General features: G+C 55.0%; 23 protein-coding genes and 1 pseudogene. 18 read left to right on the forward strand and 6 right to left on the reverse strand.

Annotated features, from left to right (window positions below; translation table 11 throughout):
- From MVO87_RS10345 to MVO87_RS10360, 4 genes are all read right to left on the reverse strand, one after another.
- Nucleotides 1-1,966: chemotaxis protein CheA (locus MVO87_RS10345; RefSeq protein ID WP_297553083.1), on the reverse strand; the 1,966-nt coding region annotated here is incomplete at its 3' end.
- Nucleotides 1,941-3,050 (reverse strand): protein-glutamate methylesterase/protein-glutamine glutaminase, encoded by a 1,110-nt coding sequence (cheB, locus tag MVO87_RS10350; RefSeq protein WP_297515522.1) that lies wholly within the window; start codon nt 3,048-3,050, stop codon nt 1,941-1,943. The genes cheB and MVO87_RS10345, both read right to left, overlap by 26 nt.
- Nucleotides 3,051-3,061: 11 nt before the next feature.
- A complete protein-coding gene (locus MVO87_RS10355; protein WP_297515525.1) occupies nt 3,062-3,424 on the reverse strand; it encodes a response regulator in 363 nt (120 codons plus the stop codon).
- Nucleotides 3,399-4,262 (reverse strand): CheR family methyltransferase, encoded by an 864-nt coding sequence (locus MVO87_RS10360; protein ID WP_297515529.1) that lies wholly within the window; start codon nt 4,260-4,262, stop codon nt 3,399-3,401. Before MVO87_RS10360 ends, MVO87_RS10355 begins: the two co-directional genes overlap by 26 nt.
- Before the next feature lie 245 nt (nt 4,263-4,507).
- On the opposite strand from MVO87_RS10360, the gene MVO87_RS10365 reads away from it, so the two are divergent.
- Both MVO87_RS10365 and MVO87_RS10370 read left to right on the forward strand, forming a co-directional pair.
- The gene (locus tag MVO87_RS10365; RefSeq protein ID WP_297553085.1) at nt 4,508-5,716 is read left to right on the forward strand and encodes a methyl-accepting chemotaxis protein; all 1,209 of its coding nucleotides are present in this window, start codon (nt 4,508-4,510) and stop codon (nt 5,714-5,716) included.
- Between the two features lie 4 nt (nt 5,717-5,720).
- Entirely contained in the window at nt 5,721-6,161 is a 441-nt protein-coding gene (locus MVO87_RS10370; RefSeq protein WP_297512466.1) for a chemotaxis protein CheW, read from the forward strand.
- Here MVO87_RS10370 and MVO87_RS10375 read toward each other — a convergent pair.
- Nucleotides 6,158-7,204, reverse strand: coding sequence for a hypothetical protein (locus tag MVO87_RS10375; RefSeq protein WP_297512469.1), 1,047 nt, complete (start codon nt 7,202-7,204; stop codon nt 6,158-6,160). The genes MVO87_RS10370 and MVO87_RS10375 overlap by 4 nt on opposite strands.
- Before the next feature lie 294 nt (nt 7,205-7,498).
- On the opposite strand from MVO87_RS10375, the gene MVO87_RS10380 reads away from it, so the two are divergent.
- Both MVO87_RS10380 and MVO87_RS10385 read left to right on the forward strand, forming a co-directional pair.
- Nucleotides 7,499-7,828 (forward strand): helix-turn-helix domain-containing protein, encoded by a 330-nt coding sequence (locus tag MVO87_RS10380; RefSeq protein ID WP_042690868.1) that lies wholly within the window; start codon nt 7,499-7,501, stop codon nt 7,826-7,828.
- A gap of 9 nt (nt 7,829-7,837) precedes the next feature.
- Nucleotides 7,838-8,791 carry a class I SAM-dependent methyltransferase gene (locus MVO87_RS10385; protein ID WP_297512649.1) on the forward strand — a complete coding sequence of 318 codons (954 nt, stop codon included), beginning with the start codon at nt 7,838-7,840 and terminating at the stop codon, nt 8,789-8,791.
- Nucleotides 8,792-8,803: 12 nt separating this feature from the next.
- Here the strand turns inward: MVO87_RS10385 and MVO87_RS10390 are convergent, their stop codons facing one another.
- The gene (locus tag MVO87_RS10390; RefSeq protein ID WP_297553114.1) at nt 8,804-12,382 is read right to left on the reverse strand and encodes a CARDB domain-containing protein; all 3,579 of its coding nucleotides are present in this window, start codon (nt 12,380-12,382) and stop codon (nt 8,804-8,806) included.
- 186 nt (nt 12,383-12,568) lie between these two features.
- Between MVO87_RS10390 and MVO87_RS10395 the strand changes: the two genes are divergently transcribed.
- The 14 genes and pseudogenes from MVO87_RS10395 (at nt 12,569) to MVO87_RS10460 (ending at nt 25,634) form a co-directional block, all read left to right on the forward strand.
- Nucleotides 12,569-13,282, forward strand: a complete 714-nt coding sequence (locus MVO87_RS10395; RefSeq protein WP_297553087.1) for a flagellin — start codon at nt 12,569-12,571, stop codon at nt 13,280-13,282.
- Between the two features lie 38 nt (nt 13,283-13,320).
- Nucleotides 13,321-13,647, forward strand: a pseudogene (locus MVO87_RS10400) (archaellin family protein); the annotation flags it as partial.
- Nucleotides 13,636-14,334, forward strand: coding sequence for an archaellin family protein (locus MVO87_RS11285; protein ID WP_342765123.1), 699 nt, complete (start codon nt 13,636-13,638; stop codon nt 14,332-14,334). The pseudogene MVO87_RS10400 and the gene MVO87_RS11285, both read left to right, overlap by 12 nt.
- 33 nt (nt 14,335-14,367) lie before the next feature.
- Nucleotides 14,368-15,105: a flagellin gene (locus MVO87_RS10410; protein WP_297553089.1), complete on the forward strand. Its 738-nt coding sequence runs from the start codon at nt 14,368-14,370 to the stop codon at nt 15,103-15,105.
- A gap of 50 nt (nt 15,106-15,155) precedes the next feature.
- On the forward strand, nt 15,156-15,821 hold the full coding sequence (locus MVO87_RS10415) for a flagellin (RefSeq protein WP_297553091.1): 666 nt from the start codon (nt 15,156-15,158) through the stop codon (nt 15,819-15,821).
- 10 nt (nt 15,822-15,831) lie between these two features.
- Nucleotides 15,832-16,620: a flagellin gene (locus MVO87_RS10420; RefSeq protein WP_297553116.1), complete on the forward strand. Its 789-nt coding sequence runs from the start codon at nt 15,832-15,834 to the stop codon at nt 16,618-16,620.
- A gap of 12 nt (nt 16,621-16,632) precedes the next feature.
- A complete protein-coding gene (locus MVO87_RS10425) occupies nt 16,633-17,118 on the forward strand; it encodes a flagella accessory protein C (protein ID WP_297553093.1) in 486 nt (161 codons plus the stop codon).
- Between the two features lie 3 nt (nt 17,119-17,121).
- The gene (locus tag MVO87_RS10430) at nt 17,122-18,543 is read left to right on the forward strand and encodes a FlaD/FlaE family flagellar protein (RefSeq protein ID WP_297553095.1); all 1,422 of its coding nucleotides are present in this window, start codon (nt 17,122-17,124) and stop codon (nt 18,541-18,543) included.
- 23 nt (nt 18,544-18,566) lie between these two features.
- A complete protein-coding gene (locus MVO87_RS10435; protein WP_297553097.1) occupies nt 18,567-19,103 on the forward strand; it encodes an archaellin family protein in 537 nt (178 codons plus the stop codon).
- Nucleotides 19,103-19,579, forward strand: a complete 477-nt coding sequence (gene arlG, locus MVO87_RS10440; protein WP_297553099.1) for an archaellum stator protein ArlG — start codon at nt 19,103-19,105, stop codon at nt 19,577-19,579. The genes MVO87_RS10435 and arlG overlap by 1 nt, the downstream gene beginning before the upstream one ends.
- Nucleotides 19,580-19,621: 42 nt before the next feature.
- Entirely contained in the window at nt 19,622-20,320 is a 699-nt protein-coding gene (gene arlH / locus MVO87_RS10445) for an archaellum protein ArlH (RefSeq protein WP_297553118.1), read from the forward strand.
- 1 nt (nt 20,321) lies between these two features.
- Nucleotides 20,322-21,962 (forward strand): archaellum flagellar ATPase motor FlaI, encoded by a 1,641-nt coding sequence (gene flaI / locus MVO87_RS10450; protein ID WP_297516594.1) that lies wholly within the window; start codon nt 20,322-20,324, stop codon nt 21,960-21,962.
- Between the two features lie 10 nt (nt 21,963-21,972).
- Nucleotides 21,973-23,703 (forward strand): archaellar assembly protein ArlJ/FlaJ, encoded by a 1,731-nt coding sequence (gene arlJ, locus MVO87_RS10455; protein WP_297516604.1) that lies wholly within the window; start codon nt 21,973-21,975, stop codon nt 23,701-23,703.
- Nucleotides 23,700-25,634, forward strand: a complete 1,935-nt coding sequence (locus MVO87_RS10460) for a COG1361 family protein (RefSeq protein ID WP_297516592.1) — start codon at nt 23,700-23,702, stop codon at nt 25,632-25,634. Before arlJ ends, MVO87_RS10460 begins: the two co-directional genes overlap by 4 nt.
- The last annotated feature ends 37 nt before the right edge of the window (nt 25,635-25,671 follow it).

The following is a 25,671-nucleotide window of genomic DNA, read 5'->3' on the forward strand; positions in this document are numbered from 1 at the left end:
GGAGCGCCTGGATGATGGCCATGCTCACTGGCAACTTGAGCACGAAGGTCGTTCCCTTTCCGACCTCGCTGTAAACGGCTATGCTTCCGTTGAGGCTCTTGACGACCTCCTTGACCACGTCCATACCGACTCCTCTTCCTGAAACGTCCGTGACCTGGTCCTTGGTGCTGAAGCCAGGCAGGAAGATTAGGTTTATAGCCTCCTCGTCGCTCATCTCAGCCGCCTGCTCCGGCGTGATGAGGCCCTTCTCTATCGCCTTCCTCTTAATCTTCTCCGGGTCTATGCCCCTTCCGTCGTCCCTGACGATTATCTCGACGTGACTCCTCTCACGCCTTGCTATGAGCTCAAGCCTTCCCGTCCTCGGCTTGCCGAGCTTCTCACGCTCCTCAGGTGGCTCAATACCGTGGTCTATGGCGTTCCTGAGGAGGTGGACGAGGACGTCGCCGAGCTTGTCGAGTATCGTCCTGTCAACCTCGATGTCAGCTCCCTCGATGATGAACTCGACTTCCTTGCCCATCTTCCTCGCGAGCTCGCGGACCATCCTCGGGAACTTGTTGAAGACCTCTGCGACCGGTGTGAGACGCATCTCCATTATCTCGTCCTGCAACTCTGTGAGAAGCCTTGAGAGCGTTGAGAGGGTCTCCAAAAGCTCCCTGTCGCCGAGTCTCTCGGCTATCTGCTCAAGCCTTCCCTTGGTGATGACGAGCTCACCGACAAGGTTCATTAACCTGTCGAGGTGGCTGACGTCAACCTTGATTATTTTGGAAATCTTGACCTTCGGAGTCTTTATCGGACCCTTTGCGGCCTTCTTCTCCTTCTTTTCCGCTTTCTCCGCTTTCTTTTCCTCCTTCTTTTCGGACTTGGGCTGGGACTGGGTCGGGGCTTCTTCCCCAATCTCCCTAACGTCGGCGTTTTCAACGTCCGGGTGCTTGGTGATTATCTTAACTATGTCCTCCTTCTTGAGGTTCGTCCTCAGAATGACCCTGAAGTAGTAGCCGTCAATCAGCTCGCCGTTCTGGATGTCAATCGCGTTGGGCTCGGTCTTCTCAACGACTCCAACCTTCTGAAGGTCCTGGAGAACGAGATAAGAGCGAACTCCCTTGAGCGGTGCGTCTTTCTGGAGGTAAACCGTGACCTCGTACTTCCTTTCTCCTCCTTCTCCCTGCGCCCCCTCTCCACTCGCAACGGTCTCGCCGCCAAGCGTCTGAACCTCGACCTTCTCGACCTCGGGATGCCGAGAAACGACTGTTTTAATCTTCTCCGGGTCCTCTTCGGTCTCTATGACGAACTCGAGCACATCAACGTCAGCCTTTCCGTCCTCAATTATTTTTCTCTCCGGGTTAGTTTCAAGGACAATCCCCAGCTCCTCCAGGTCGGAGAGAATGAGAAAAGCTCTGACCCCCCTCAAGGGGGCGTCCTTCTGGAAGTAGACCTTCACGAGGTAGCGGTTGCCGGCGGGAGGAGCTTCTGGCGCCTCGGCTTCCTCCCCTTCTCCCTCTTCGGGGGTTTTCTCCTCTTTCTCTGCCTTTTCCTCTTCCTTCTTTCCGCCGCCTGCCCCTGCCTGGTCGAAGAACTTCTGGGCCTTTTCGAAGAGCGAATCAACGTCAAAGTCTCCCTCCTCCCCGGTCTCCTCGATGTTGTCAACCATGGCCTCGATGATGTCGAGGAATTCGAGGAGGACGTCTATAAGTTCGGGAGTTGGCTCAATCTTACCGCTCCTGACGAGGTCGAAGAGGTTTTCCATCTTGTGGGCAACTTCGCTGAGCTTCATGAAGCCCATAGTCGCGGCCGTACCCTTGAGAGTATGAGCGTCGCGGAAAATCTGGTCTATCATCGCCTTCTTCTCTTCCTCACTGCCGCCTTCCTTGACTATCTTCTCCAGCGTGAGTATGGCGTTGCTGAGGCTGTCTATCCTATCCCTCGCGTCTGCGAGGAACTCATCAAGGTACTGTGAAAGGTCTTCCACCGCCACCACCCCGCTTTATCTTGTTCACTGCCATCACAACGGTGTCGGCGATTTTATCGAGTGGCACGATGTAGTCAACCATGCCTGTCTCGGCGGCTGCCTTTGGCATTCCGTAGATTATCGAGGTCTCCTTGTCCTGCGCGATGGTGATTCCGCCCTTCTTCTTGATGGCGACTATTCCCTGGGCCCCATCGCGTCCCATTCCCGTCATGACGACGCCGACGGTTCTCCGACCAAAGACCTCTGCGGCGGTAATCATCATCGGGTCGGCCGCGGGCCTTACGCCGTGTATCTTCGGCTTCTTGTTGAGGGTTATCACGGGCTTTCCGCGCCTCAGCTCGACCTCCATGTGGTAGTCACCGGGCGCTACATAGCCCCAGTCCTCCTCGATGGGCTCGCCGTCCTCGGCTTCCTTCACGTTGAGCTTGCTGACGCTGTCAAGCCTCTTGGCGAAGGACTTCGTGAAGCCGGGGGGCATGTGCTGGACGAGCAGGATTGCCGCGCCGAGGTGCTCTGGGAACTTGGGGAAAACCTTGAGGAGGGACTGGGGTCCACCTGTGGAGGCCGCCATTGCAACCGCAATCCTCGCGGGAACACCTTTCCTCTTGACCTTGCTCTTCTGGGCCCTCAGCAGTCTCGTCCTCTTGAGCTCAAGGAACCTTCTCGGGACCTTCGCCGCCTCCTTGATTTTCGCGATTATCTCGTCCTTCATTTCTTTCATGCTGAGCGATATTGAGGAGCTGGGCTTGGGAATGAAGTCAATGGCACCGTACTCGAGGGCCTTTATCGTTGCCTCGGCTCCCTCCTGCGTGAGTGCGCTCACCATGATTACCGGCGTTGGGTTTTGTTTCATTATCACCCTGAGGGCGTCGAGGCCGTTCATTCGGGGCATCTCAATGTCGAGCGTTATTACGTCCGGCTTGTGGAGCTTGACCATGTTTATGGCCTCGATTCCATCCCGCGCCTCGCAGCAAACTTCAAGCTCGGGGTCGGAGTTGATTATATCCCTGAGTATCTTGCGCATGAATGCCGAGTCATCAACGACGAGTACCCTAATCTTTTTCTTGGGTGAGCTCAGGGGCATCATCACTCACCCTAACTCGACAGTACGCGGTTGATTTCTTCAAGCACCTTCGGGGCCTGGAAGGGCTTGACGATGTATCCAGAGGCACCGGCCTTGAGGGCTTCCATGACCTTGCTCTCCTGTCCGACGGCGGTAATCATGATTATCTTGGCGTTGGGGTCGATTTTTTTAATCTCCCTGACGGCCGTTATTCCGTCCATCTCTGGCATAACTATGTCCATCGTTACAATATCGGGCTTGAGCTCCTTGTATTTCTCCACTGCTTCCTTTCCGTTGCTGGCCTCGCCAACCACCTGGTGGCCGCCCTGGGTCAGTATCTTCTTCAGGAGCATGCGCATAAAGGCGGCGTCATCTACGACCAAAACCCGAGCCATGCTTCTTCACCTCCAGGTTCTTGCGATAAATCCTCGCGACGAGGTCGTACAATTTGAACAGCTTTGCCGCGTTTCCGAGTATCGTCTCGGTTTTACCCAGAATCAGGAAACCGTGGTCTTCGAGCGAATTATACAGCTTGGCAAATATCTCCTCCTGCGCCTCCCTCTTGATGTAAATCAGCACGTTGCGGATGAATATGACGTCGAAACCCGTTGGGTACCTCGGGCTGAATAGGTTGAATTGCTGGAACTTAACGAGCCTCTTCACCTTCGGTGAGACGCGGTAGCGTTCATCGCTTACCCTCGTGAAGTACTTCGGTATCATGTGCCTCGGAACCTGCTTCTCGACGACGTCAACTGGGTATTCGCCGCGCATGGCCACGGCCAACGCTTCCCTGTCTATGTCCGTCGCGAGTATCTGCACCCTGAAACCGCCGAGGTTCTCTCCAAGGGCCTCGTAGAGAGTCATCGCTATTGAGTAAGGCTCCTGTCCCGTGGAGCAGGCCGCGCTCCATATCTTAAGCGAGGAGCTGTGCTGTTCCTTCTTTATCTTCACGAGCTCGGGGATGACTTTCTTCTCAAAGGTCTTCCAGACGATTGGGTCGCGGAAAAACTCGGTGACGTTTATAGCGACCGTTAAGAGCAGTTCGTCGAGCTCCTTCTTGTTTGTCTTTATCAGGCGGTAATACTCCATGAAGTTCGTAATCCCCAGCTTTCTCATCCTCGCGCGGATTCTCCTCATAAGGTAGGAATCCTTGTAGGCGTCACTGCTAACCTTGAGGTGCCGAAAGAGCTCCTCCTTAATCTTCAGATAGCCGGGGTCCCTGTAGTCCATCATACGGCCCACTCACCTTGGTGAATGTCCGGGATGAAGGCGAGCCCGTTGGGGGCTCAACGAAATTCCCTACAAGTTTATGGGCCTTTTCTCATAAAAAGCCTTTAGTGTAGATGGTTGTGTAGGTGCATACGCAGGTCGTTACGAATCGAAGGGTTATTATAGTGACTCGTAGCATTGGTTATTACATACATACGAAAGTCTTTTATCCCCGAAGTGACAATAAGTACCAGTCAGGGGGTGCGCCCATGGGCAGGTCAGTAACTCTCGCCTCGGTGCTATCGGTTCCAGTGGTCACGCTCGCGGGTTCTGCGGTTTCTCTAGCTGTGGGTGCAATAGCTGGCATCGGCACCGCTCTGGTCGTTGGGCTCTACCTCTCCTCCGGCTCCCGGAGGGAAGACATCCTCGACGTTCTTGAGAAGCTAATCGAGGGGGAGCACGTTCCCCTTGAGGGCTTTGACCAGGAGACGGCCTCCCGTCTTCTCCACATAGCCGAAAAGGCAAAATCAAAGAGAGAGGTTAAGATTGAAAGGGTCGGCGTTCCGGAGGAGGTTCGCGAGGCCCTTGAGGAGCTCAGGAACGCCGACAAAAAAGCCACATCGCTTCTTGAGAGCACCGACTTTGAGGTTTCCCTCGACTCCAATGGACTGCTCACCCTCATTCAGGACGAGCGCTCCCGCGTGGCGGAGCTAGGAGACTACATCCAGACCCTCACCGCCGGCATAGAGGAAATGAACACCCAGGCCCAGGCGCTGACCGATTACGCCCTCGAAACGGCTAACATGGCCGAGAAGGGCAAGCAGATTTCTGATAACGTGGCTTTGAACGTCGCGAGCATCAACGAGGTCAACCAGGATATGGAGAAGGCCCTCTCGCTCCTCGTCGAGCACTCCAAGAGGGTTGGAGAAATCGTCGAAGTCATCGGCAACATCGCGGAGCAGACGAACCTCTTGGCCCTCAACGCCGCAATAGAGGCCGCGAGGAGCGGAGAGCACGGAAGGGGCTTCGCTGTGGTCGCTGAGAACATCCGCGAGCTGGCCGACCAGTCCAAGAAGTCAACCGACCAGATTGCGGAGCTGATTAGGAACATGCAGGAGAGCATTGACAAGGTCGTCGGCTCAATAAAGAAGGAGTTCACGGTCACAGAGGAGATAAAGGACGCCGTTCAAGAGCTCATCGCGGCCTTCGACGATATAGCGAGACGCGCCAACGAGACGGCCAACATGATAAAGGAGCTCTCCGACAGCATAGAGGGCCAGGCCCAGTCGGTTCAGATGCTGATGGACACCCTGGACAGCGTTTACAAGGTTCAGGAAGACCTCTCGACTGAGATTGACGGCTTCACCACCTTCGTCGCGGACGTCCAGACGAGGCTAGAGGAGATTAGAAAGGGTCTTAAGGAGCTTGCCGAATCGGTTTCGCGTTCACGTGAACTCCTTGAAAGGGTTGGGGGGTGATACCTTGGGGGAGATTCAGGTTGTAGCTTTCATGGTCGGCAACGAGGAGTTCTGCCTTGACATCTCTAAGGTCAGGGAAATCAAGGAGATGATGCCCATAACCCGCGTTCCCAACGCGCCGGACTTCGTTGAAGGCGTCATAAACCTGCGCGGTCAGATTACCACCGTCGTCAACCTCAAAAAGCTCCTCGGCTACTACGACATGGATGAGGATCTCTCCAAGAAGAAGATTATCATCGCCGAGGTCAAGGACGAGGTCGTCGGCATAATCGTTGACGCCGTCTCGGACGTCATCACCCTCACTGACGAGCAGATAGAGCAGCCTCCAAAGACCCTCGCCAGCAGGGTTGACATACGCTACATAAAGGGCATCGCTAAGATAAACGACGGTGAAAGGCTTCTCATAATGATTGACCTCGACAAGCTCCTCGGCGACGAGTTCTAGAGGAGGTTGAGGTCCTTTAGAATTTCCTCTATGTCGTCTTTCTTCTCTTCGGGCTCCTTCTCAACGGCACCGAGCTTGAGCATTAACTTTTGCACCTGCTCCTCCAGCCTCCTCAGCTCCTCGAACTGGTAGCGCAGCTTCTCGTAGAACTCCTTCTCTACCGGCGTCACGGGGACGGGCTCTCCGAGCATCTCGGCAATCCTGTCAATCTCACCGGCCAGCTCGTAGGTTATCCTGTGTATCTCGATGAAGCTCTTCTCGGGCGAGAGTTCTTTATCCCCGCGCTTCATCGGGAGTTCGAGCCTCTTGGTCTTGACTATGACCTCGTTGAACTTGGAGTAAACGTTCTCGTCTGGAACTGAAACGATGGCCAGCTTCCTCAGGTTCTTGAGGAGTTCTACGAGGTTCTCTTTGAGCTCCTGGAACTCCTTCTGCCCCTTTCCTGTCAGGACGTAAACCTTCGCTATGTCCCTGAGCGAAAGGAGCGCGCGCTTGGCTTCAAGAAGGCCCTCGCGGAGCTTCTCCGGCTGCAGTGTTATCGCGGCCTTGATGACCTCAAGGAACTCCTCCACTTCCTCGTTCTTCCGCCTCTCGATGACCTCTTCGAGGTGCTCTATCTCCTCCTCAAGCTCCCTGATGATTTCCTCCTTGAGCTCCTCCTTTATAAGCTCCCTGCTTTCCTCGACTTCCCTTTCCAGCTTTTCGACCCTGCCTTCGAGCCTCTCAAGGCCGTTCTTAACGCTCCCAATCTCGAAGTCGAACTTCGTCTCGAACTTCTTGAACTCCTTCAGGGACTTTTCAAGTGAAGCCAGCTTCTCCCTTATCTCCTTCAGCTCCGGGATTTGAGCTGAACTCCTCTCGGAGCTTCTCAGTTCTGAAATCCTCTTTTCAATGGCAGAACGGAAGCCGGTGAAGTTCTCTTCGAGCTCCATGAGGTTGTCCTTGAGTTCGAAGTACCTCGCGAGAACCTTGTTCGTGACGTCCCTAACGTAGAGAACGAGCGCCACTGCGACCGCTGCCGTTACTGCAATCGCTTCCCACATGATTACCACCCGGAGCCCGTGGAACTAATATGCGCACCAATGCTTTAAATGTTTTGTGAAACTGCTTTGGATTTTATCCAAAATCATAGAGGGATGTACCAACCTTCCACGAGTATCGAAATGTTGTGATGATTCCCCAATTCGATGAGATTTTCGTTGTATTAGGGACATTATCCATGCGAAAACGTTATATATCTTCCAATCGTTAGTACTAACACGATGCACCTGCATGGCCAGCTACATAAAGTTCAGAGGGGTACAATCAGCTCAGAAAAAGCCCGGGGTGGTGGAAGTATGAACTCGGTGGTGATAGACCCGCAGGTGCTCAGGTCGTTGCACCGCAGTGAGCTCAGGAAGAAGATATTGATGTACCTGAACGAGATATACCCGTCCGCGACGTACCTGTCCGAGATTGCGAGGGTCGTCGGTTCTGACCCGTCCAACGTTAGGGGCGCTCTCGTTGGTCTTGGTAACCGCTACAACGGTGAGAGCTCCCTTGTCTATCTCGGCCTCGTTGAGGAGATAGCGAGCAACGGCTTCAAGTACTACCGCCTCACGGAATACGGCAAGAAGGTCGTGGACTACCTGAAGGAATACTACCGCTACTACAGGCGGTTCCTGTGAGGTGGGGAGATGTCCTCCCCGAGGGTCGTGGACACCAACATAGACCACATGGTTAGGATTGCCATACTCCAGATTGTTTCCCTCGGCACGAAGCATGGTATATTTTCCCTCCTTGCGAAAGAACCCACCCTCCAGGAGCTACTTGACAGGGTTGGCCTCCCAAACAGGGCTCTCCTGGTTAAGTTCGTCTCAACCCTGCAGGACCTCCGAATCGTCGAGGTTCGCGCCGGGAGGCTTCACCTCAACGGTTTTTCATATACCCTTGAGATTCCTCCGGATAAGTACGACCTCCTTCTCCCGGACTGGGTGTCAATCCACGAGGAGATTTATCGGATGGTGGACTACGCCTTCATAACGCCCACCCATCCGCACATCCTCATGGACTTTGACAAGGACGCCGACTTCTGGGACATGAGAATGAGCACCTCCTTTGCGAGGGCCTACCGTGAGGTTATGGCCGACGTCGCCAACCTGGGGCCGGGTTCGGCGGTTCTCGACATAGGATGCGGTTCCGTCTCGCCGGAGTTCTTTGGCAGGATTGTGGGCTACGATGGCCTCTACCTCGGCCTCGACTACTCTCCGGCGCTCCTTGAGATAGCCCGCTCCCGGGCTGAGGAAAAGAACCTCCCCGTTTCCCTTAAAGAGCTCGACGCCAGGCTAATACGGCCCGTCAACGAGTACGATGCCGTTCTGATGAGCTTCGTCCTTGAGTACATCCCGGACAGGGCGAAGGTTCTCAAGAACGCCTTCGAGACGCTGAAGAGCGGGGGCAAGATGGTGATAGTCGAGCCCTTCAGGGACGCCTTTGAGAACGTCTCGGCCCTTGAGTTCTTCGAGGCCCTCAACAGGGACTTCACGGGCTTCCCGACGGTGAGGGAAGTGACGAGGGCCCTGGATAAGATGGGCTTCAACTTCAAAACCGAGCGCCCTGGAAGAAGCATTCTCGTCGTGGAAAAAGTTTAAAGAAGGGAAAGTTCAGGCCTTAAGGGCCTTTTCCAGGATTTCTATTGCCTTCTTGAGCTCGACGTAGGCCTTGCGCAGGTACGGGAAGAGTCTTATGTTGCCGATGTTGCTGAGAACCGGGCCGTACTTGGCGGCCTCCTTGTAGTAACCCTCGGCCAGCTCCTTGTGCTTGAGGGCCTCTTGGAGCGTTGCGTTTGAGACGTTGGCATTTACAGCCTCCTGGTAGAGCTTCTCGAAGGTTTCGATGTTTCTGGTGTAGTAGAGGTAGTAGAGGTAGTTGACCCTCATCAGCGTCAGAACGAGCCCGCTCGCGCTGAGTGACGCTCCCCGGGTTACCTCCGCCAGGACGATGAGCTCGTTGTTGCTCTCGTTGCTCTCCTGAATCCTGTTGTCGGGGTCAACGACGGCCTTTATGGTGTAGTTGCCCTCCTCCTCGGGCGTCCACTTGAAGGGCAGCGAGAACTCCGCCCCCTCCGAAACCTCGCTGACGGTAACCCTTCCGACTTCGGTTCCGTTGACGTAGAGAACGACGTCGAAGGGTCTGTCAACCGGTCCGCCGAGGTTCTTTATCGTGACGTTTATCGTCTGCGGGACGCCGACGTAGAACTTAGTTGGACCGATGGCCTCGACCTTGAGGTCGGGTAACTTCACACCGAGGGCGTACTCGCTCAGGTGGCTGACGTTGGCCCAGACGTAGTTGTGCACCGGGTCCCTTCCGAAGCCGAAGACGGTTATGTTGCCGTACGGGGAGTTGTCCGGGAGAGTCTCCCCGACGTGCTTGCTGAGGTCAATCCACTCGGTTCCGTTCCAGTAGAGGAGCGTCACCGCGTTCTCGCTTATGCCGAGCCTCTTGAGCATCTCGTCGCTGTAGGTCAGGTTGAGGATTACCCACGAGTACTTTACCGTCTCGTTGGTCTCGACCTTGACGTACTTGAGGTCTTCGTAGCCCTTGGCAGTCATCTTCACCCTCGCGTCTTCGTTTTCAACTCCAGAGGCGACGGTGACGTTCATGGTGACGCTCTCGTTCTGGGCAGGGGCAATGACTATCTGGGTCTGGTTCTCGACGTTGACCTCGTGGGTCTCGTTGGCCGTGAGGTTGAGATCCCTCGTCTCGACAGATTTTCCGAAGAAGTTGACGAGCTTAGTTGTGACGTGGCCGGCCTTGTCAACGGCGGTAACGTTCAGGATGTAGTCTTCGAGGCCCCTGATGGTGAAGTTGAACTTGACTGAATAGCCGTTTATTGCATAAGTGAAATTCAGACTGTTCCGCTCTATGACGTCCGTTACGTTCGTAATTGTATAGTTCACCTGCTTGATTCCCCCCTCATCCCAGACGCTTATGTTAATCGTTACGTTCTTTCCGACCTCCTGAACCTTGGGCGTCACCGTTGCGGTTACCGCCGGTGGGAGGGTGTCAACCGTGTTGTGCACCCACAGGCCCCAGTCTATGTCAAAGAGTGCTCCCTCATCGCTCACGAATCCAAAGCGTATGTGGAGCCATTCCCATCCTCCTATGGGGATGTTCTCCATGTTTATCCTTGCCACACCGTTTCCGTTTTCGTCGGTGAAGCCGATTTCATTGTGCTCCTGACCGTTGGAGTAGTAGGAGTAGTAGAAGACGCCCTTTCCCGGGAGCTTAATCGGAACCTCCAGCTCCCCTCCGGTGTATTTGACATCCTTCGGAAGCTCAAGCCCGCTGACTACGTAGTAAACCCTCTCAGTGCTGTGGCTTCCCGCACCGCAACCAAAACCGCCGTCCGGGTCCCTGTGGCAGAGCCAGTTGTTGGGGAGAATCTTGAACAGGTAAACCCCCGGGCTTACGTTCCCCGGAACGGTCGCGTTTGAGGTGACGTAGAGGGAACTCACGTTTCCGATGTAGTTCCAGTCAAAGGCCTGGCCGAACTCAACAACGGTTGGGGTCTTGAGGCCCCAGTCAATTCCCCTGTCGTCTGCCGGCTCGATGTTTATCCTGACCCCGTCGGAGGTTATGTTGACGAAGACCCTCGCCCTCGGCGTGTCAACGGTCGTGCCCTCGTACGCTCCCGACCTGTGGATGAAGAGAACCTCCGGGTGCCTGTCCCAGACCATGTCGGCCAGTCTCTCCGAAGGAACTGAAACGTTGGCGCTGAACCTGCCGTCTTCGTCTGTCTTCACAGTTTTAACGCCCCAGGGGGTGAAGATGTACACGGTCTCGTTGGCGAGTCCCCTGTAGAACCTCTCCCAGTCGTAGAACCAGTCCCTGGTCTTGTTCTTGAGGTCGCCGCTAATCATGAGGGTGTCTCCGGTCTTAAGTCCCCTCTCGGGGCTGTACGTCAGGTTGACCCAGGCGCTACCCCATAGGTTCGGCCTCAGGGTGTAAATCCTTGCCATTGCGTTTCCTATCCTGACCTCGCCGTAGTATGCCCACTCCGGGACGGTTATTCTCTTGATGACGCTCTTGGTGCCGTTGAAGGTCACGAGGGTGGTGTTGGTTTCCCCGTTCCAGTCCCATATCCAGGAGTGGAATTCCCAGCGGTACCAGGTGACGGTCATGTTGTAGGTGCCTTCCTTGGTAGTGTTGACGACGAGGGAAATGCTCTGGCCCGGCTCCGCCAGAACCTTGTCTGGCGTTATCGTGAAGATTAGGGGCGTCTCGTTGGAGGTTTCGTTAGTTGGCGGCTGGGGAACTGGGGTGGACTTTTCAATTCTTATGTTGTGGGAGCCGACCTCCGTGAGGATTTCAATCCTGTCGCAGTCCGGAACGGTCAGGGTGAAGTTGGCGTAGCCGTCCCTCACGCCAACCGTCATGTTGTCGGTGAGGGTTGTCCAGTTGCTGTAGTACCACTTCTCCAGCTTGACGGTGAGGTTTCCGCTGTAAGGCGCGTTTGCCCCGGCGTCCCAGGCGAGAAGATGAACCGTCACGTTCTGGCCGACGTATGCTTTATCTGGGCCTATGAGCTTGGTGAGGATTATTTTCTCACGAACCTCGAAGCGGGACGCCGTTCTGCCGTCGAAGAGAACCTCACCGGCTCCGGTCTCGTTGAACCTGAGGGTGAGCTTTAGCTTTCCGTCGGTGACGTTCACGACTTCGCTCCTGACTTCCCTACCGTTGAAGAGCACCGTCACGTTGACGGCTCCGCTGTAGGGCGTGAGGACGTAGGGCGTGACGAGCGTCCACTCGATGCTGTAGCTCCTGTTGACCTGGAGCTCCAGGTCTTTCTCGATGAAGAGGTACGGCGGAACTTTCTCGACGTCAATCCAGGTGCCCGTTGAGAGGTTTCCGTACGTGGCCCTTACCCAGTAGCCACCTTCCTCCGCGAAGGTTAGGTTCAGGCTCGCAAAGCCGTCCTCATTGGTGGTGACGTTGTAGAGCCCGCCCTCGGTTATGATAGTTACCGTCGCGTTCGCTATTCCACCCTCGCCAGGCTTCCAGAGCACGACCGCAATCGTCACGGTCTTTTTCGGCTCAACGAGCCTGCTCGACGGCCAGATGAAGAGCTGGACGTTCTCAGTTCTGCTGTAGGTGTAACTCACTCCCATGACAGCGGGCACACCACTGCCGAGGAGCAACAGTATTAATGCCACCACTATTGTTCCCTGCCTTCTTACCATGGGAATCACCGTAACTTTATGCTCTTGTCCCCTTTATATACCTTAGCGGTAGTTTCGCCGAGGCCATCGTGGTTAGTACCTACATATGCACCTACATAACCACCTACACTACCAACAACAAAAAAGGGCTTTATATTTTTCGGGCGTAACCACTAACGCAGAAAACCCTACGGGGGTGCGTGGTGAATGAAGGCCAGGACCAGAAGAGGTGCCGTCGGTATCGGTACCCTGATTGTGTTCATAGCCATGGTTTTAGTGGCGGCAGTTGCTGCGGCAGTGCTGATTAACACGAGTGGCTTCCTCCAGCAGAAGGCTTCCAGCACTGGAAGGGAGACCACCCAGGAGGTTGCCAGCGGACTTCAGGTCGAGAGGGTCGTCGGTAAGGCCAACAACCTCCCGAGCAGCCAGTACATCCAGCAGTTGGCCATCTACGTCAGCCCGAACGCCGGAAGCTCCGGCATTGACCTCAGCAACACCAAGATAATCCTCAGGAGCGAGAACACCGAGGCTGTCCTGAAGTACGATGTTGATGCCACAGACAAGGCTTTCACTGATGGTGTTGTTAACGACATCTTCAGCGCTGGAAGTTCTGGACTTGAGGCTTGGAAGTACCTCGACCAGTCCACCAGCGAGTTCGGTATCATAGTTCTCCAGGACGCCGACGACAGCCTCAGTGCGGACCACCCGACGCTCAACAAGGGTGACCTTGTCATCCTCACCGTTCTCGTTGGAACCTATGACGTTAACGGAGATGGTACTAACGAGGCTGGTGTCTTCGGCGACGGCATCGCTCCGGGCAAGAAGATTACCGGCGAGATTGTCCCAGAGTTCGGTGCTCCGGGCGTCATCGAGTTCACCACTCCGAGCACCTACACCGACGCCGTTATGGAGCTCCAGTGATTTCGTTTCCTTTCCAAATTTGTTAAGGAGGTGAGAGGATGAGGAAGGGAAGGAGGGGTGCCGTCGGTATCGGTACCCTGATAGTATTCATTGCCATGGTGCTCGTCGCGGCCGTAGCGGCGGCAGTGCTCATCAACACTTCAGGCTTCCTCCAGCAGAAGGCTTCCAGCACTGGAAGGGAGACCACCCAGGAGGTTGCCAGCGGACTTCAGGTCGAGAGGATAGTCGGTAAGACCGACGCCAACAAGGAGTACATCCAGCAGCTCGCCGTCTACATCAGCCCGAACGCTGGCAGCGCTGGCATTGACCTCAGGAAGGCCAAGATAATCATTAGCAACGGTGAGAAGCAGGCCGTGCTGAACTACAAGGTTGGAGATGGAGTTGCCAAGATTGATGATGATGGAACATTTGATGAGACCTCTGAGACAAATGACCCGCAGACTGTCCTTAAGACTGGTGACAGCGTTCTCATTGACTACAATGGAACTGCCGGAACACTTACCATTGGAGACACTGTGATTACCCTTAGTTCAGAGAGCCTCTACGCCAGCGAGAAGTTTGCGTTCATTGACACGTCAGATGGTGAGTACATAATCCTCAACGAGGGTGCTAACACTGTTTCAGTTACTGACAATGGAGATGGAACTATAACCATAACAGTTGGCTCTACCAGCATGACAGTCACTGACGGCTCTTCAATCACTATTGAAGTCCTTGACTCCGCCTACACTGCCAAGGATGAACTTGCGGGTGGCATTTTCGCCAGTGAAAAGTTTGCATGGTCCCTCCTTGTTAGCCCGACCGACTACGGTATCATCGTCATCCAGGATGCCGACAACAGCGTCCAGGCTCTCTACCCGACCCTCAACAAGGGTGACCTCGTTGCCCTGACCTTCAACGTTGGAAACAGCGGTGGCAGTGCCATCTTCGGCTACGGTATCGAGCCGAGGACCAAGATTACCGGTAAGGTCGTTCCTGAGTTCGGTGCTCCGGGCGTCATCGAGTTCACCACCCCGACCAGCTACACCGCCGAGATTATCGAGCTCCAGTGATTTCCTTTCCAAATTTTATGGAGGTGAGGTGAGATGTTTGGCAGGAAGAGGAAAGGTGCCGTTGGTATTGGCACCCTGATAGTGTTCATTGCCATGGTGCTCGTTGCCGCGGTTGCCGCCGCGGTGCTCATCAACACTTCAGGCTACCTCCAGCAGAAGAGCCAGGCCACCGGCAGGCAGACCACCCAGGAAGTTGCCAGTGGCATCAAGGTCACCAGCGTTGTTGGATACGCTCCAAAAATATCCGATGGAGTCTACGACAACATAATGAGGCTTGCTATCTATGTTTCCCCGAACGCAGGAAGTGACGGCATTGACCTCAGGAAGGTTAAGATAGTCCTCAGTGACGGTGGCAAGGAGGCCACCCTCGAGTGGGCTGATCCAGACACTAACGATGACGGTGCTCAGGATGTTGACACTTACACCAACGACCCGGTTAGCAACATATTCGAGGACTCCTTTGGAACCACCTACACCTTTAACTGGAGCGTCCTGACCCCGACTACCTTCGGCATCATAGTCCTCCAAGATGAGGATGGTAGTGTCCAAATGAATTACCCAACCCTCAGCAAGGGCGATCTCGTCGTCCTTGCCGTCAGGGCTGGAGCAGTCTTTGGTGATGGTGACACTAACTACGATGAGCAGAACGTTGACGGAATAGCCCCCAACACCAAGATAACCGGTGAGGTCGTCCCCGAGTTCGGTGCCCCAGGAGTCATCGAGTTCACCACCCCCAGCACCTACACCCAGAGCGTCATGGAGCTCCAATGATTCTGCCCCCTTTCCCTTTCGTTCTTTGAAGATTTTTCGGAGGTGATGCTATGCGTAGGGGAGCAATAGGCATCGGCACGCTGATAGTCTTCATCGCAATGGTCCTCGTGGCAGCGGTGGCAGCGGGTGTCATCATCGGTACAGCGGGCTACCTTGAGCAGAAAGCCCAAGCAGCGGGAAGGCAGACCACCCAGGAAGTCGCGAGCGGTCTCAAGGTAATCAACATCTATGGCTACGTCAACACGACCCCCCCGAGCAAGGGCACCATAACCAAGATGGCTATCTTCATAGCCCCCAACTCGGGAAGCGAGGGCATCGACCTGAGCAACGTTAAGATTGTCCTCAGCGACGGCCTCAAGCTCGTCGTCTACAACTACAGCGGAATCCTCTACAGGGGCGTCATAGACGACCTCTTCAACAGCACCGAGATAACGACCAAGATATGGAAGAACAACAGCCTCACCGACACGAACTTCGCCATCGCTGTAATCCACGACGGCGGGAGCGAGATGGACACAAGGCACCCGAACCTTGAGTGGGGTGACATGGTTGCACTGCTCATAAAGACGGTCGTCTTCAAGACCGAGGACGGCAAGGAGGGCATTGGTCCAGCGACCAAGATAGTCGGTAAGGTCATTCCCGAGGTCGGGGCGGCCGGTGTTATAGACTTCACCACCCCGGCGACGTTCAACTACAACGTGATGGTGCTGCAGTGAGGTGGTGACCATGAGGAGAGGTGCGATAGGTATCGGCACGCTCATCGTCTTCATCGCGATGGTACTAGTGGCGGCAGTTGCCGCTGGGGTGCTCATAAGCACCAGCGGCTACCTCCAGCAGAAAGCTATGGCCACCGGCAGGGAGACCACCCAGGAGGTGGCCAGCGGTATAAAGGTGCTCAACATCTACGGCTACACCCCCGCCGACCCGCCCGGGAGCGGTAAGATAACCAGGATGGTCATCTACGTCAGTCCCAACGCGGGAAGCGGTGGCATTGACCTCGCCCACGTCAAGGTCGTCCTCAGTGACGGCAAGGTGATGGCGGTTTACAGGTACGTTGACGCTCAGGAAGATAGTGTCGATAAGAACTACTTCCTCTACAGTGGAGACGTCAGCAACGTGTTCCCTGACGTTGGGGAAAACAACAATGGTGTCCTTACCTCTGCCCCAACTGACTACACAGAACTCACGGGTACAGACAACACCGTCGAGAACCTCTGGAAGAACCTCTACCATGCCATGACCAACAACAAGATGCTCTTTGGAATTGTAGTCGTCTCGGACAACGACGAGAGCCTCAGCGGAAGCTGGCAGCACCCGACCCTGAGCTGGGGCGACATCGCGGGAATAGCCCTCTGGACGATACCCTTTGACGACAACAGCGACCACACCGACGGCTACGGTATCGGTCCCGGAACCAAGGTTACCGGTAAGGTAATACCCGAGACCGGAGCCGGTGGCGTCATAGATTTCACCACCCCGAGCACCTACACCGACAACCTGATGGAGCTCCAGTGAGGGGGTGGGAAAATGGCCCTTGACTTCCTTTCATCTTTATTCAAGAAGAAGCCCAAGTCCAAGGAGGAAGAGCCCACCCCCGCACCGGAGCCGATGGAAGTTGAGGAGCTCGAAGAGGAAGTTGAGAGCAGGCGGGAGGACGAGCAGATAAACCAGATACTTGAGCGCATAAACGAGATTGAGAACGACATCCCGAGGATAAAGATAAGCATTGACACCCTCAAGAAGCAGATACAGGAGCTCCGCGACGACATAGACAGGCTCGACAAGACCATCAAGGACGTCATGATGCTCTACGAGGTCATCAGCCAGGAGATAAACCCCTTCAAGGAGCAGATGGGACAGGAGAACCCGCTCACCAGTGAGATACAGGAGCTCAGGAAGGAACTGGAAGACTTAAAGCTTGAAATTGCCCAGATAAAGAATGACATAAAGGTGCTCGCCGGCTACGGCGTTGACCTCGATTCGATAATCTATGAGGTGCTCGCGGAGGTGTGACGCATGGAGATGGCAAGGCTCGTCACCGAGGCAGACATCAACGCAAAGCTCGCGGAGCTTAAGGGCAAGGTTCCCAGCGTCATCATCAACGACCTCAGGGAGAAGCTGATAGCGAGAAAGGAGAACCTCACCTACGAACAGCTCGAGAAGATAATCCAGAAGGTCCTCGAAACCTACGGCAACCAGGTTACCAAGTACGAACAGCTCAGCAAGCGCGTTGACGAGCTGGGCAAGAGACTTACAGACCTCAGCATGCAGCTGAGCAGGCTCGTTGAGACCCTTGAAACGGCCAAGTTTGAAGTGCACGAGAAGAAGGCCGAGACCGTCTCGAAGAAGGTTGAGGAAGTCCACGAGAAGATTGGCAAGCTTGAGGAGCTCCTTGAAGAGGAGGAGAAAGAGGAGGCTCCGTCCGAGCTTGCTGAGAAGCTTGATGAGCTCCACAAGAAAGTTGAGGAGCTCGCGGAGAAGGTTGAGGAGAAGACCGCCGCCGAGAAGCTTGAGGAGGCGCAGGAGAGGCTTGAAGAGCTCCAGGCCAAGATTGAGGCCGGCGAAGAGGTCAGCGAAGAGGAGCTTGCCGCGGCGGAGCAGGCCGTCGCCGAGGCCCAGGCCGAGCTCGCCCAGGCCGAGGAGAAGGCCGAAGAGGCCGAGGAAGTCACGGAAATCGAGGAAGTTCCCGAGGTTGAGGAAGTAACCGAAGTTCCCAAGGCCGAGGAAGTTGAGGAGCTCAAGGTTGAGGAGGTTCCAGAGGCCGTTGAGGAAGTCGAGACGCCGAGCGAAGAGCTCGAAGTCGTTGAAGAGGCCCCAGAAGCTCCCGAGGCTGAAGAAGTTGAGGAGATTGAGGTCGAGGCCCCGGAGGGAGTTGAGGTAGTTGAGGCCCCTGAGGAGGGGGTTGAGGAAGTCGCGGAAGCCCTTCCCGAGGAAGTTGGTGAAGTTTCGATTGAAGAGGTTCCCGCTCATGAAGTTGTTGAAGAAAAGAAGGAGGAAGGTGGTGTTGGCATGGCTGAAAAGCTCCAGATTCCCGAGGACATCGCGAGCCTTCTCTTCGAGGAGGAGCCAAGGAAGGCCAGGCTTGAAAAGCTACCCGAGGACATCGTTTCCACCATGATAGCGCTCAAGTGGCTCGGGTTCCTCATAGACAGGGTCGGCATACAGAACCTTGAAAGGGTGCTTGAGTTCTACTACGAAATCGGCTGGATAAGCGAAGAGGTGCTCAACCAGCTGCTCCGCTACGCCAAGGGCACCAGACCGCACCACAGGGACCCCGAGTGGAAGCCAGCCGAGAAGCTCACCGTTCAGGACCACCTCATAAGCCTGCTCTTCATCGAGCGCCTTAGGGGGCTCAGGATTAACAGGAACGTCCTTGACAAGCTGGAAAGGGAAATCAAGATGCTGGAGAAGACGCTCGATGAGTTCTACGGTATCTAAAGGAGCAATTCGGGGGGCGGCCTATGGGATTCAGCGTCTCAGCGAGTGCAGCGATAATCTTCATTTCATTTTTAATGGTGGCTGGGACGCTATACACAGCCTGGGACAACGCTTACGCCAACGTTCAGGCCGCCCAGGAGTATTGGTATGAGATGAGGTTGTCTCAACTGAATACACTCTCTTCACTTGACGCTGAGAACAGCAGCGTAAGCACGGGGACTGACAGTGGTGGGAACCAGTACTACAACCTCACACTTGCAATACAGAGTAATGGAGTCACCCTCTATGTGCCACATTGGAGTGGAACGTATGATGGAAAACTGGTCACCCTCAACAACGTTGACGACGATAACGTTGGTTTCCTATCCGATTACGGCTATCTCCTCCCAGGGAATTCCATTCAGCTGAACGTCACATATATTCCACTCAACGAAAATGAACACAGTATCAAGATAACCTTTGACAATGGGTGCTGGTTGTTGATTAATTGGTACTACAACACCACTGAAAAGGTGGTGTATGTGAACACATCCAGAGGCTGTCCAATGGAGGTGAGCTAATGGCGGCAGGAGGGCCAGCGAGCGAGCTCATAATGTTCATCGTGGCAATACTCGTCGCCGGAAGCGTTGCCGGCGCCTTAGCTTACGTTACCAACGACATAGCCCATGGAATCAACGATAGGGGCGCGATGCTGGCTGACAGACTGAGGACGGACTTCGCGATAATAAACGACCCAAACCACATTCCGGTTGATACTGGAACCAGTCCTCCAACTTACACGTTTTACATCAAGAACGTGGGCAAGGAGATAATCCCCTTCACAAGCGATGCCGTTCAGGTGTTCATAGACGGGAACCTCGTTCCGGCGAGCCAGCTCTCCTTCGAGGACACCGGCGGGAACACTATAACCTCCCTTCAGCCCTATCAAGTGGGCGTGATTAAGGTTCAGTATGACCTCACTTCGGGTCACACCTACACGATAACGGTTGTCCTTGAGAACGGGGTCAAGAGGAGCCTTGTGTTCACGGCTCCGTGAGCCACTGACCGGCTAAAATAAAGCGAGACGGTGGTGGTCACATTGGTCGAGGAACTGCTCAAGATAGAGCTGAAGGGCGACGAGCTTCACAGGCGTCTCGGCGGTGGAATCCCCGCCGGGACTATAATGCTCGTCGAGGGTGACAGGGGTAGCGGTAAGTCCATCTTCGTCCAGAGGCTCCTCTACGGGTTCCTCATGAACGGCTACACCGCGAGCTACATCTCAAGCCAGTACACCACCGTTGAGTACATAAGGCAGATGGAGTCCCTGGGTTATGGTATAATCCCCTTTCTAATCCGGAAGAAGCTCATATTCGTCTCCCTCTACCCCCTCCTGAGCGGTGTGAGTGAGAAGAGGAAGTTCCTGAGCAGGCTTTTTGGTGAGCCCCGCCTCTGGGAGCCTGACGTCATGATAATCGATTCATTCTCATCCCTCCTCTCGCGTGAGCAGGACCCGTCTGCCGTTAGGGACTTCCTCCTCTACGTGAAGAAGATGGCCTCCCTTGACAAGGTGATTATACTCACCGCAAACACCGAGGAAATTGACCGCGACTCGCTTTTCGTCCTTGAAGAGGCCTCGACGATGCTCGTAAGGCTGAGCGTGAAGGTCTTCGGTGGTGACCTGAAGAACTCCGCGACCATAGTCAAGTACAACAACGCCAAGGGCGTCTTCCAGAAGATTATACCCTTCCGCGTTGAGCCGAAGGTGGGGCTGATAGTAGAGATAGCGGCGGTGGTGTGATATGGCGCAGGTGGTCAGCGACACCCTTGAGGAGGCAATGGCGAGGAACCCCCATCTTCGCAAGTACATTGACCAGTTTAGGAAGAAGTACGGCAAGATGCCCGAGTTCCACGCCCAGCTCAGCAGGGACATGAAGGACATAATGTACCCCAACATCCTATATCCCGTTGGGGACCCCATCTTTATCCACATCTTTGCAGACCCCGCAACCGCCGAAAAGCGCTACATCGTCATTGAGCCAAGGATTGAGAGCAGGGAAGAGGAGGAGAAGTACAACAAAATCCGCGACAAAATCCTTGAGATAGCCCCGACCAGGGACATTCCGGAGGAGCAGGAGGAGTTCGAGAGGTTCCTCGATGCCCTCTTCGATGAGGCCGTCTTGAGCCTCGTTAAGTCCGGTAAGGGAAGCCCCTTCGGTAAGGGCCAGCGCTTTGTTATAACCAAGGACGAGATGGAGAAGTTCCGCTACCTCATCAAGAGGGACATCATAGGAATAGGGCCCCTTGAGCCCCTTGCCAGAGACCCGTACATCGAGGATATCCACATCATCGGTGCCAACAATGTCTCCCTTGTCCACAAGATATTCGAAATGATGCCGACCAACATAACCTTTGGTGACGATGTCAAGCTCGCCGACTACTTTAAGAACATAGCCGAGCGCATTGGAAGGCCCGTCAGCGACAGGAATCCGATAGTTGACGGTGCCCTGCCCGATGGCTCCCGTATAAACATCATTTATTCACCGGACATCTCCATCAAGGGTCCGAGCGCGACAATCCGTAAGTTCTCGGCGACGCCGATAAGCATAACCCAGCTCATAGCGTGGGGAACGCTCAGTGCAGAGGTCGCCGCCTACCTCTGGATAGCCCTTGAGTACGGTATGAGTGTCTTCGTCTGTGGTGAGACGGCTTCCGGTAAGACCACCCTCCTCAACTCAATCATCCCCTTCATCAAGCCCGGTTCGAAGATATTCACCGCTGAGGATACGCCGGAGGTTCAGGTTCCCCACCCAGTCTGGCAGAGGCTCATCACGCGTGAGCGCGGTCCCGAGGAGAGCCGTGTTACCCTGTTCGACCTGCTCAAAGCAGCTTTGCGTTCGAGGCCGAACTACATCATCGTCGGTGAGATTCGTGGTGCAGAGGGTGCCATCGCGTTCCAGGCAATGCAGACCGGCCACCCTGTTATGGCGACCTTCCACGCGGGCGACATCAAGAAGATGATACAGCGTTTCACGGGCCATCCGATAAACGTTCCGATAACCTTCATTGACAACCTCAACATAGCCGTCTTCCAGCAGGCAGTTTATGTAAAGGGCAAGTTCCTGAGGAGAACCGTCAGCGTCGTCGAGATTGAGGGTTACTACGAGGAGCTCGGAGGAGTTGCGACGAGGAACGTCTTCGAGTGGGATGCCGTCGCTGACAAGCACATATTCCGTGGTTTCAACAACTCCTACATCCTTGAGAGGAAGATAGCCGAGATTGCGGGTTACGAAGACCCCAAGGACATCTACAACGAGCTCTTCCTGCGCGCGAGAATCCTCCAGAGGATGGTCGAGCTCGGCATAACCAACTACTGGGATGTCTACAAGGAAATCAAGGCCTTCTACCTCAAGGGTCTCGAAGGCTTAAGCTTCAGGGTCTGAGGTGATGCCAATGGCCGACGAGAAAATCAGCATCTTCACCAAGGCTGACCTAAACCTGGAAACCTACCTCAAGAAAGTCCTGCTGCCCTACATGGGAATCTCGGCGGTTCTCTTTATAGTCGTCGGCCTGATGGCGAGGCTTTTTCCAATCCCCACTGGTTTAAGGGTGCTGATGTTCCTAATCCCAGTTATCCTTCTCGTCTACGCTGCAGTTTACCCTTACATCGTGGCGGACTCGAAGAAGATATCAATCAACTCGAAGATGCCCTACTTCATCACTTACTTCGCAGTGCTCTCAACAAGTGAGATGAGCCGTTCTGACCTCATCGCAATCCTCGCCAAGGACCCAAAGCTCGGCGCGATAGCGAGCGAGCTCAAGAAGGTTCACACAATCGTCAACAAGCTTCATCTTTCGATGCCGGAAGCCTTCCGCTTCCTCGCGAGGAGGACTCCCAGTCAGATGTTTGCGGACTTCCTTGACAGGCTTGCCTATTCCCTCGACAGCGGTGTTGACCTGAAGGAGTACCTCTTCCAGGAACAGCAGACCGTCATGGACGACTACCAGACCTTCTATGAAGGCGCCCTCTATGACCTCGACATCTTCAAGGAGATTTACGAGTCAATCATAATCTCGGTCGTCTTCATAGCCTCGTTCGTTATCATCGGCCCCATAATTACCGGTATGGACATCGGCAGGATGGGCCTCTACGCCGTTGCCATGACCCTCGCGGCGGAGGTTGGGATACTTCTCGTCGTCAAGTTCAGAATGCCGGAAGACCCGATATGGGCGGACAGCAAGGGAATACGGGACCCGCGCAGGGAGCGCATAAAACGCGCCGCGATTTACTCGGTCATGGGCATGATTATAACCGCGCTGGTCTACATGCTGATTATAAGGCCCCGCTTTGCAATCCCCACGCCATTCACCCTCGCGCTAATCCTGACCCCGTTCTACTACCTCGGGCGCGTCGTGGACAAGGAGGAGAAGTCCATATTCAGAAAGGACGAGAACTTTCCTGCCTTCATCAGGAGCCTGAGCTCGTCCCTTGCCGCGAGCGGTGCTTCACTTGTGCTCGTTCTCAAGTACCTGAGCGCCCACGACTTCGGTTCGCTCACCGACGACATCAAGGCACTGTACAGAAGGCTCGCCATCCGCGTTGACAGGGACAGGGCCTGGGACTTCTTCATTGCCGGAACCGGGAGCTGGCTAATCGGTATATTCTCCGAGATATTCCGCGAGAGCCTCAGGATGGGTGCGGAACCGGATTACGTTGGTCTCATCATCAGCAGGAACTTCGAGAGACTTGTCCGCCTCAGGAGGAAGAGACAGCAGAGCATAGCGAGCTTCATAGGCATCATCTACGGTCTGACCGGCGCCTTTGCATTTGCCCTCGCAGCGTCGTTCCAGGTCGCGGTCTCGATAAGCCAGATGTTCTCCCAGATGAACCTCAACCTTGCCAACAACTACATTGGGGACCTTATCCACGTGATTCCTCCCTCCGGAATGGCGTTCCTGACCTACATCATGCTAACCCTGATGGTTCTTCACTCCCTCCTCTCGGCAATGGTCATCAAGCTCGCCGACGGCGGACACATCCTCGGCTCCGCGAAATATTTTGTCATACTCACCTGGATATTCGCGGTTGGAATGTACCTCGGCCAGAGCCTCATGGAGAAGATGATGAGTATGGGTGCTGGAAACGCCGAGATTGTGGCCTATCTCCTGGGGGTGATTCCATGAAGAGGCTGGTCGCTCTCCTGTTTATCCTGCTCCTTCCGCTCGTTGAGGCCTCAACGTTCACCGGTTACATCGGGGTGTCTTCGACCGTCGGGGTGGGCAACTACACAGTGACGGTTAAGGACGTCTCGCTGGACGACGGCTCGCTCCTCCTCGACGTTTCCACCCCCAACTGGAGCGGGATAAAAAAGCTTCCTCTCGGCAGCGTGCTTTCCCTTGGTGAACTGAACCTGACGTTCGAAAAGGTATTCCTGGGCTCCAGGTCGCTCGTTTTTCTCTCTGCCCAGTTCCCCTACGTCCTGCCCGGCCAGAACGTCACCCTCGGGCCCTACACGATAGAGGTGCTCTCCGTTGGCAAGGATGGGGTTGAGCTGAAGGTCACCTATGGAAACGAGAGCAAGACCTTTAAGTCCTCCTTCAAGTTCGAGAATCTCGTTGCCAACGTTTCCGGCTTCCTTCCCGTTTACTCTGGCTATTTGAAGCTCAACGAGAGCTTCTCCTTTGCAGGTGAAACCGTAACCTTCACCGGGGCAAAGGTTGAGAACACGACGAGCGGGTTCATCGAGACGGTGTTCTTCTCCTACGACAACACGACATACGCCCTGCCCGTTGGCAACGAGAGCGTCATCGGGCCGTTTCTGGTCAGGGTGGATGACCTCATAGGGCTCAACTACACCAAGGTTGACGTTCACTTTCTCGGCGTTTCGATGAACCTCACAATCGTTCCAAACGAGGTCTTCTCCCTTGCCCCTGGCCAGACCAAGACCCTCGGCCCCTACGTGTTCCGCTACGACTACCACCTCGGCAATAAGCTCAAGGTTTCCCTCCTCAATCCATGTCAGGTCGTTCTAGCCTCGACTTCCCTCATAGTTTCCAACGTCTCGACGCTCCTTTATCACAAGGGTCTCACAGTTATCCCCCTCTCCATCGACGCTAACGGAACTGCCCAGTTCGCGAGCTTCATAAACCCCAACGAGCTTCCCTCCCCCGACAAGGTTGCCAACGTTCTCGTTTCCCTCAGTGACGGAAACGCCAGGCAGTACCTTCCAACGACCCTCACGGTTGAAGTTGAAAACACGGGCAACGTTGCCCTTTCCAACCTCACAGTCAAGTTCGTTCCGGGCGACGTCAAGGCGCTCTCCGAAACGGAGTTCTTCCTAAAGTCCCTGGCGCCGGGAGAAAAGAAGGAGTTTAAGCTCGCGGTTCTGCCGATGAAGTCGGGCAACGTCTCGGCTGGAAGGGTCACCGTTACCGCCATGGCCCCGTACGAGCTCGCCTGCGGTGGATACACTCTCCTCAAGTTCTCATCCAACGAACTTACCCTGAACGTTAAGCCGACCAGGGTCGAGTACTCCCTTAAGGTTTCGGCCCCTGCCAACGCCTCCCTCTACCGGCCCGTTAACCTGACGGTCGTTGTCAGGAACACCGGGGACGAGACGCTTCCCGCGAACCTGACCCTAACCGTTCCGCTCGGTGTTGCGATGGCGTCATCTGGTAACGTTTTCGCCAGCGGGAGCAGGATAGTCCTTCCCCTCTACTTACCTCCCGGCAACGAGAGCGTCGTTAGCTTCGTTCTGATTCCATACACCCCCGGAGAGAAATCCTTCAAGATAGCGGTGATTTCGGTTCCAGGGGTCGTCAACGAGACCGGCCTCTCGATAACCGTCCTCGGTGCCGGGACTGAGGGGGAGAACCAAACGGCGTCGACGACGTTCACGACCACGAAGACGATTACGGAGAGGATAAACTCCACCGTCACGATAACGGTTACCAAGACCCAGACGGAGATAAAGACGAAGACGGTAACCTCAACGACCACCTCAAGCGTCCCCTACACCCCCCTCAAGACTAAGCTAATCTGGTTGGTCATAGGAGTGGTAATCGGCGCGGGGATAATAATAGCGATAGCCTGGTACCAGGCCAGGTCGTCGTGAGTCTTTTATTCTTTTCTTTCCAGAGGGGTAGGGGGTT

The sequence above is a fragment of the Thermococcus sp. genome (genome assembly GCF_027063845.1).
Lineage (GTDB): Archaea > Methanobacteriota_B > Thermococci > Thermococcales > Thermococcaceae > Thermococcus.

Bases quoted from the DNA above. Each gene is read 5' to 3' on its own strand.
- MVO87_RS10435 (WP_297553097.1), top strand. From the start codon at position 18,567: ATGGGATTCAGCGTCTCAGCGAGTGCAGCGATAATCTTCATTTCATTT.
- MVO87_RS10460 (WP_297516592.1), top strand. From the start codon at position 23,700: ATGAAGAGGCTGGTCGCTCTCCTGTTTATCCTGCTCCTTCCGCTCGTT.
- MVO87_RS10390 (WP_297553114.1), bottom strand. From the start codon at position 12,382: ATGGTAAGAAGGCAGGGAACAATAGTGGTGGCATTAATACTGTTGCTC.
- MVO87_RS10380 (WP_042690868.1), top strand. From the start codon at position 7,499: ATGAACTCGGTGGTGATAGACCCGCAGGTGCTCAGGTCGTTGCACCGC.
- flaI (WP_297516594.1), top strand. From the start codon at position 20,322: ATGGCGCAGGTGGTCAGCGACACCCTTGAGGAGGCAATGGCGAGGAAC.
- MVO87_RS10355 (WP_297515525.1), bottom strand. From the start codon at position 3,424: ATGGCTCGGGTTTTGGTCGTAGATGACGCCGCCTTTATGCGCATGCTC.
- MVO87_RS10425 (WP_297553093.1), top strand. From the start codon at position 16,633: ATGGCCCTTGACTTCCTTTCATCTTTATTCAAGAAGAAGCCCAAGTCC.
- MVO87_RS10415 (WP_297553091.1), top strand. From the start codon at position 15,156: ATGCGTAGGGGAGCAATAGGCATCGGCACGCTGATAGTCTTCATCGCA.
- arlJ (WP_297516604.1), top strand. From the start codon at position 21,973: ATGGCCGACGAGAAAATCAGCATCTTCACCAAGGCTGACCTAAACCTG.
- MVO87_RS10410 (WP_297553089.1), top strand. From the start codon at position 14,368: ATGTTTGGCAGGAAGAGGAAAGGTGCCGTTGGTATTGGCACCCTGATA.
- MVO87_RS10360 (WP_297515529.1), bottom strand. From the start codon at position 4,262: ATGATGGACTACAGGGACCCCGGCTATCTGAAGATTAAGGAGGAGCTC.
- MVO87_RS10385 (WP_297512649.1), top strand. From the start codon at position 7,838: ATGTCCTCCCCGAGGGTCGTGGACACCAACATAGACCACATGGTTAGG.
- MVO87_RS10420 (WP_297553116.1), top strand. From the start codon at position 15,832: ATGAGGAGAGGTGCGATAGGTATCGGCACGCTCATCGTCTTCATCGCG.
- cheB (WP_297515522.1), bottom strand. From the start codon at position 3,050: ATGCCCCTGAGCTCACCCAAGAAAAAGATTAGGGTACTCGTCGTTGAT.
- MVO87_RS10375 (WP_297512469.1), bottom strand. From the start codon at position 7,204: ATGTGGGAAGCGATTGCAGTAACGGCAGCGGTCGCAGTGGCGCTCGTT.
- arlG (WP_297553099.1), top strand. From the start codon at position 19,103: ATGGCGGCAGGAGGGCCAGCGAGCGAGCTCATAATGTTCATCGTGGCA.
- MVO87_RS10430 (WP_297553095.1), top strand. From the start codon at position 17,122: ATGGAGATGGCAAGGCTCGTCACCGAGGCAGACATCAACGCAAAGCTC.
- MVO87_RS10395 (WP_297553087.1), top strand. From the start codon at position 12,569: ATGAAGGCCAGGACCAGAAGAGGTGCCGTCGGTATCGGTACCCTGATT.
- MVO87_RS10365 (WP_297553085.1), top strand. From the start codon at position 4,508: ATGGGCAGGTCAGTAACTCTCGCCTCGGTGCTATCGGTTCCAGTGGTC.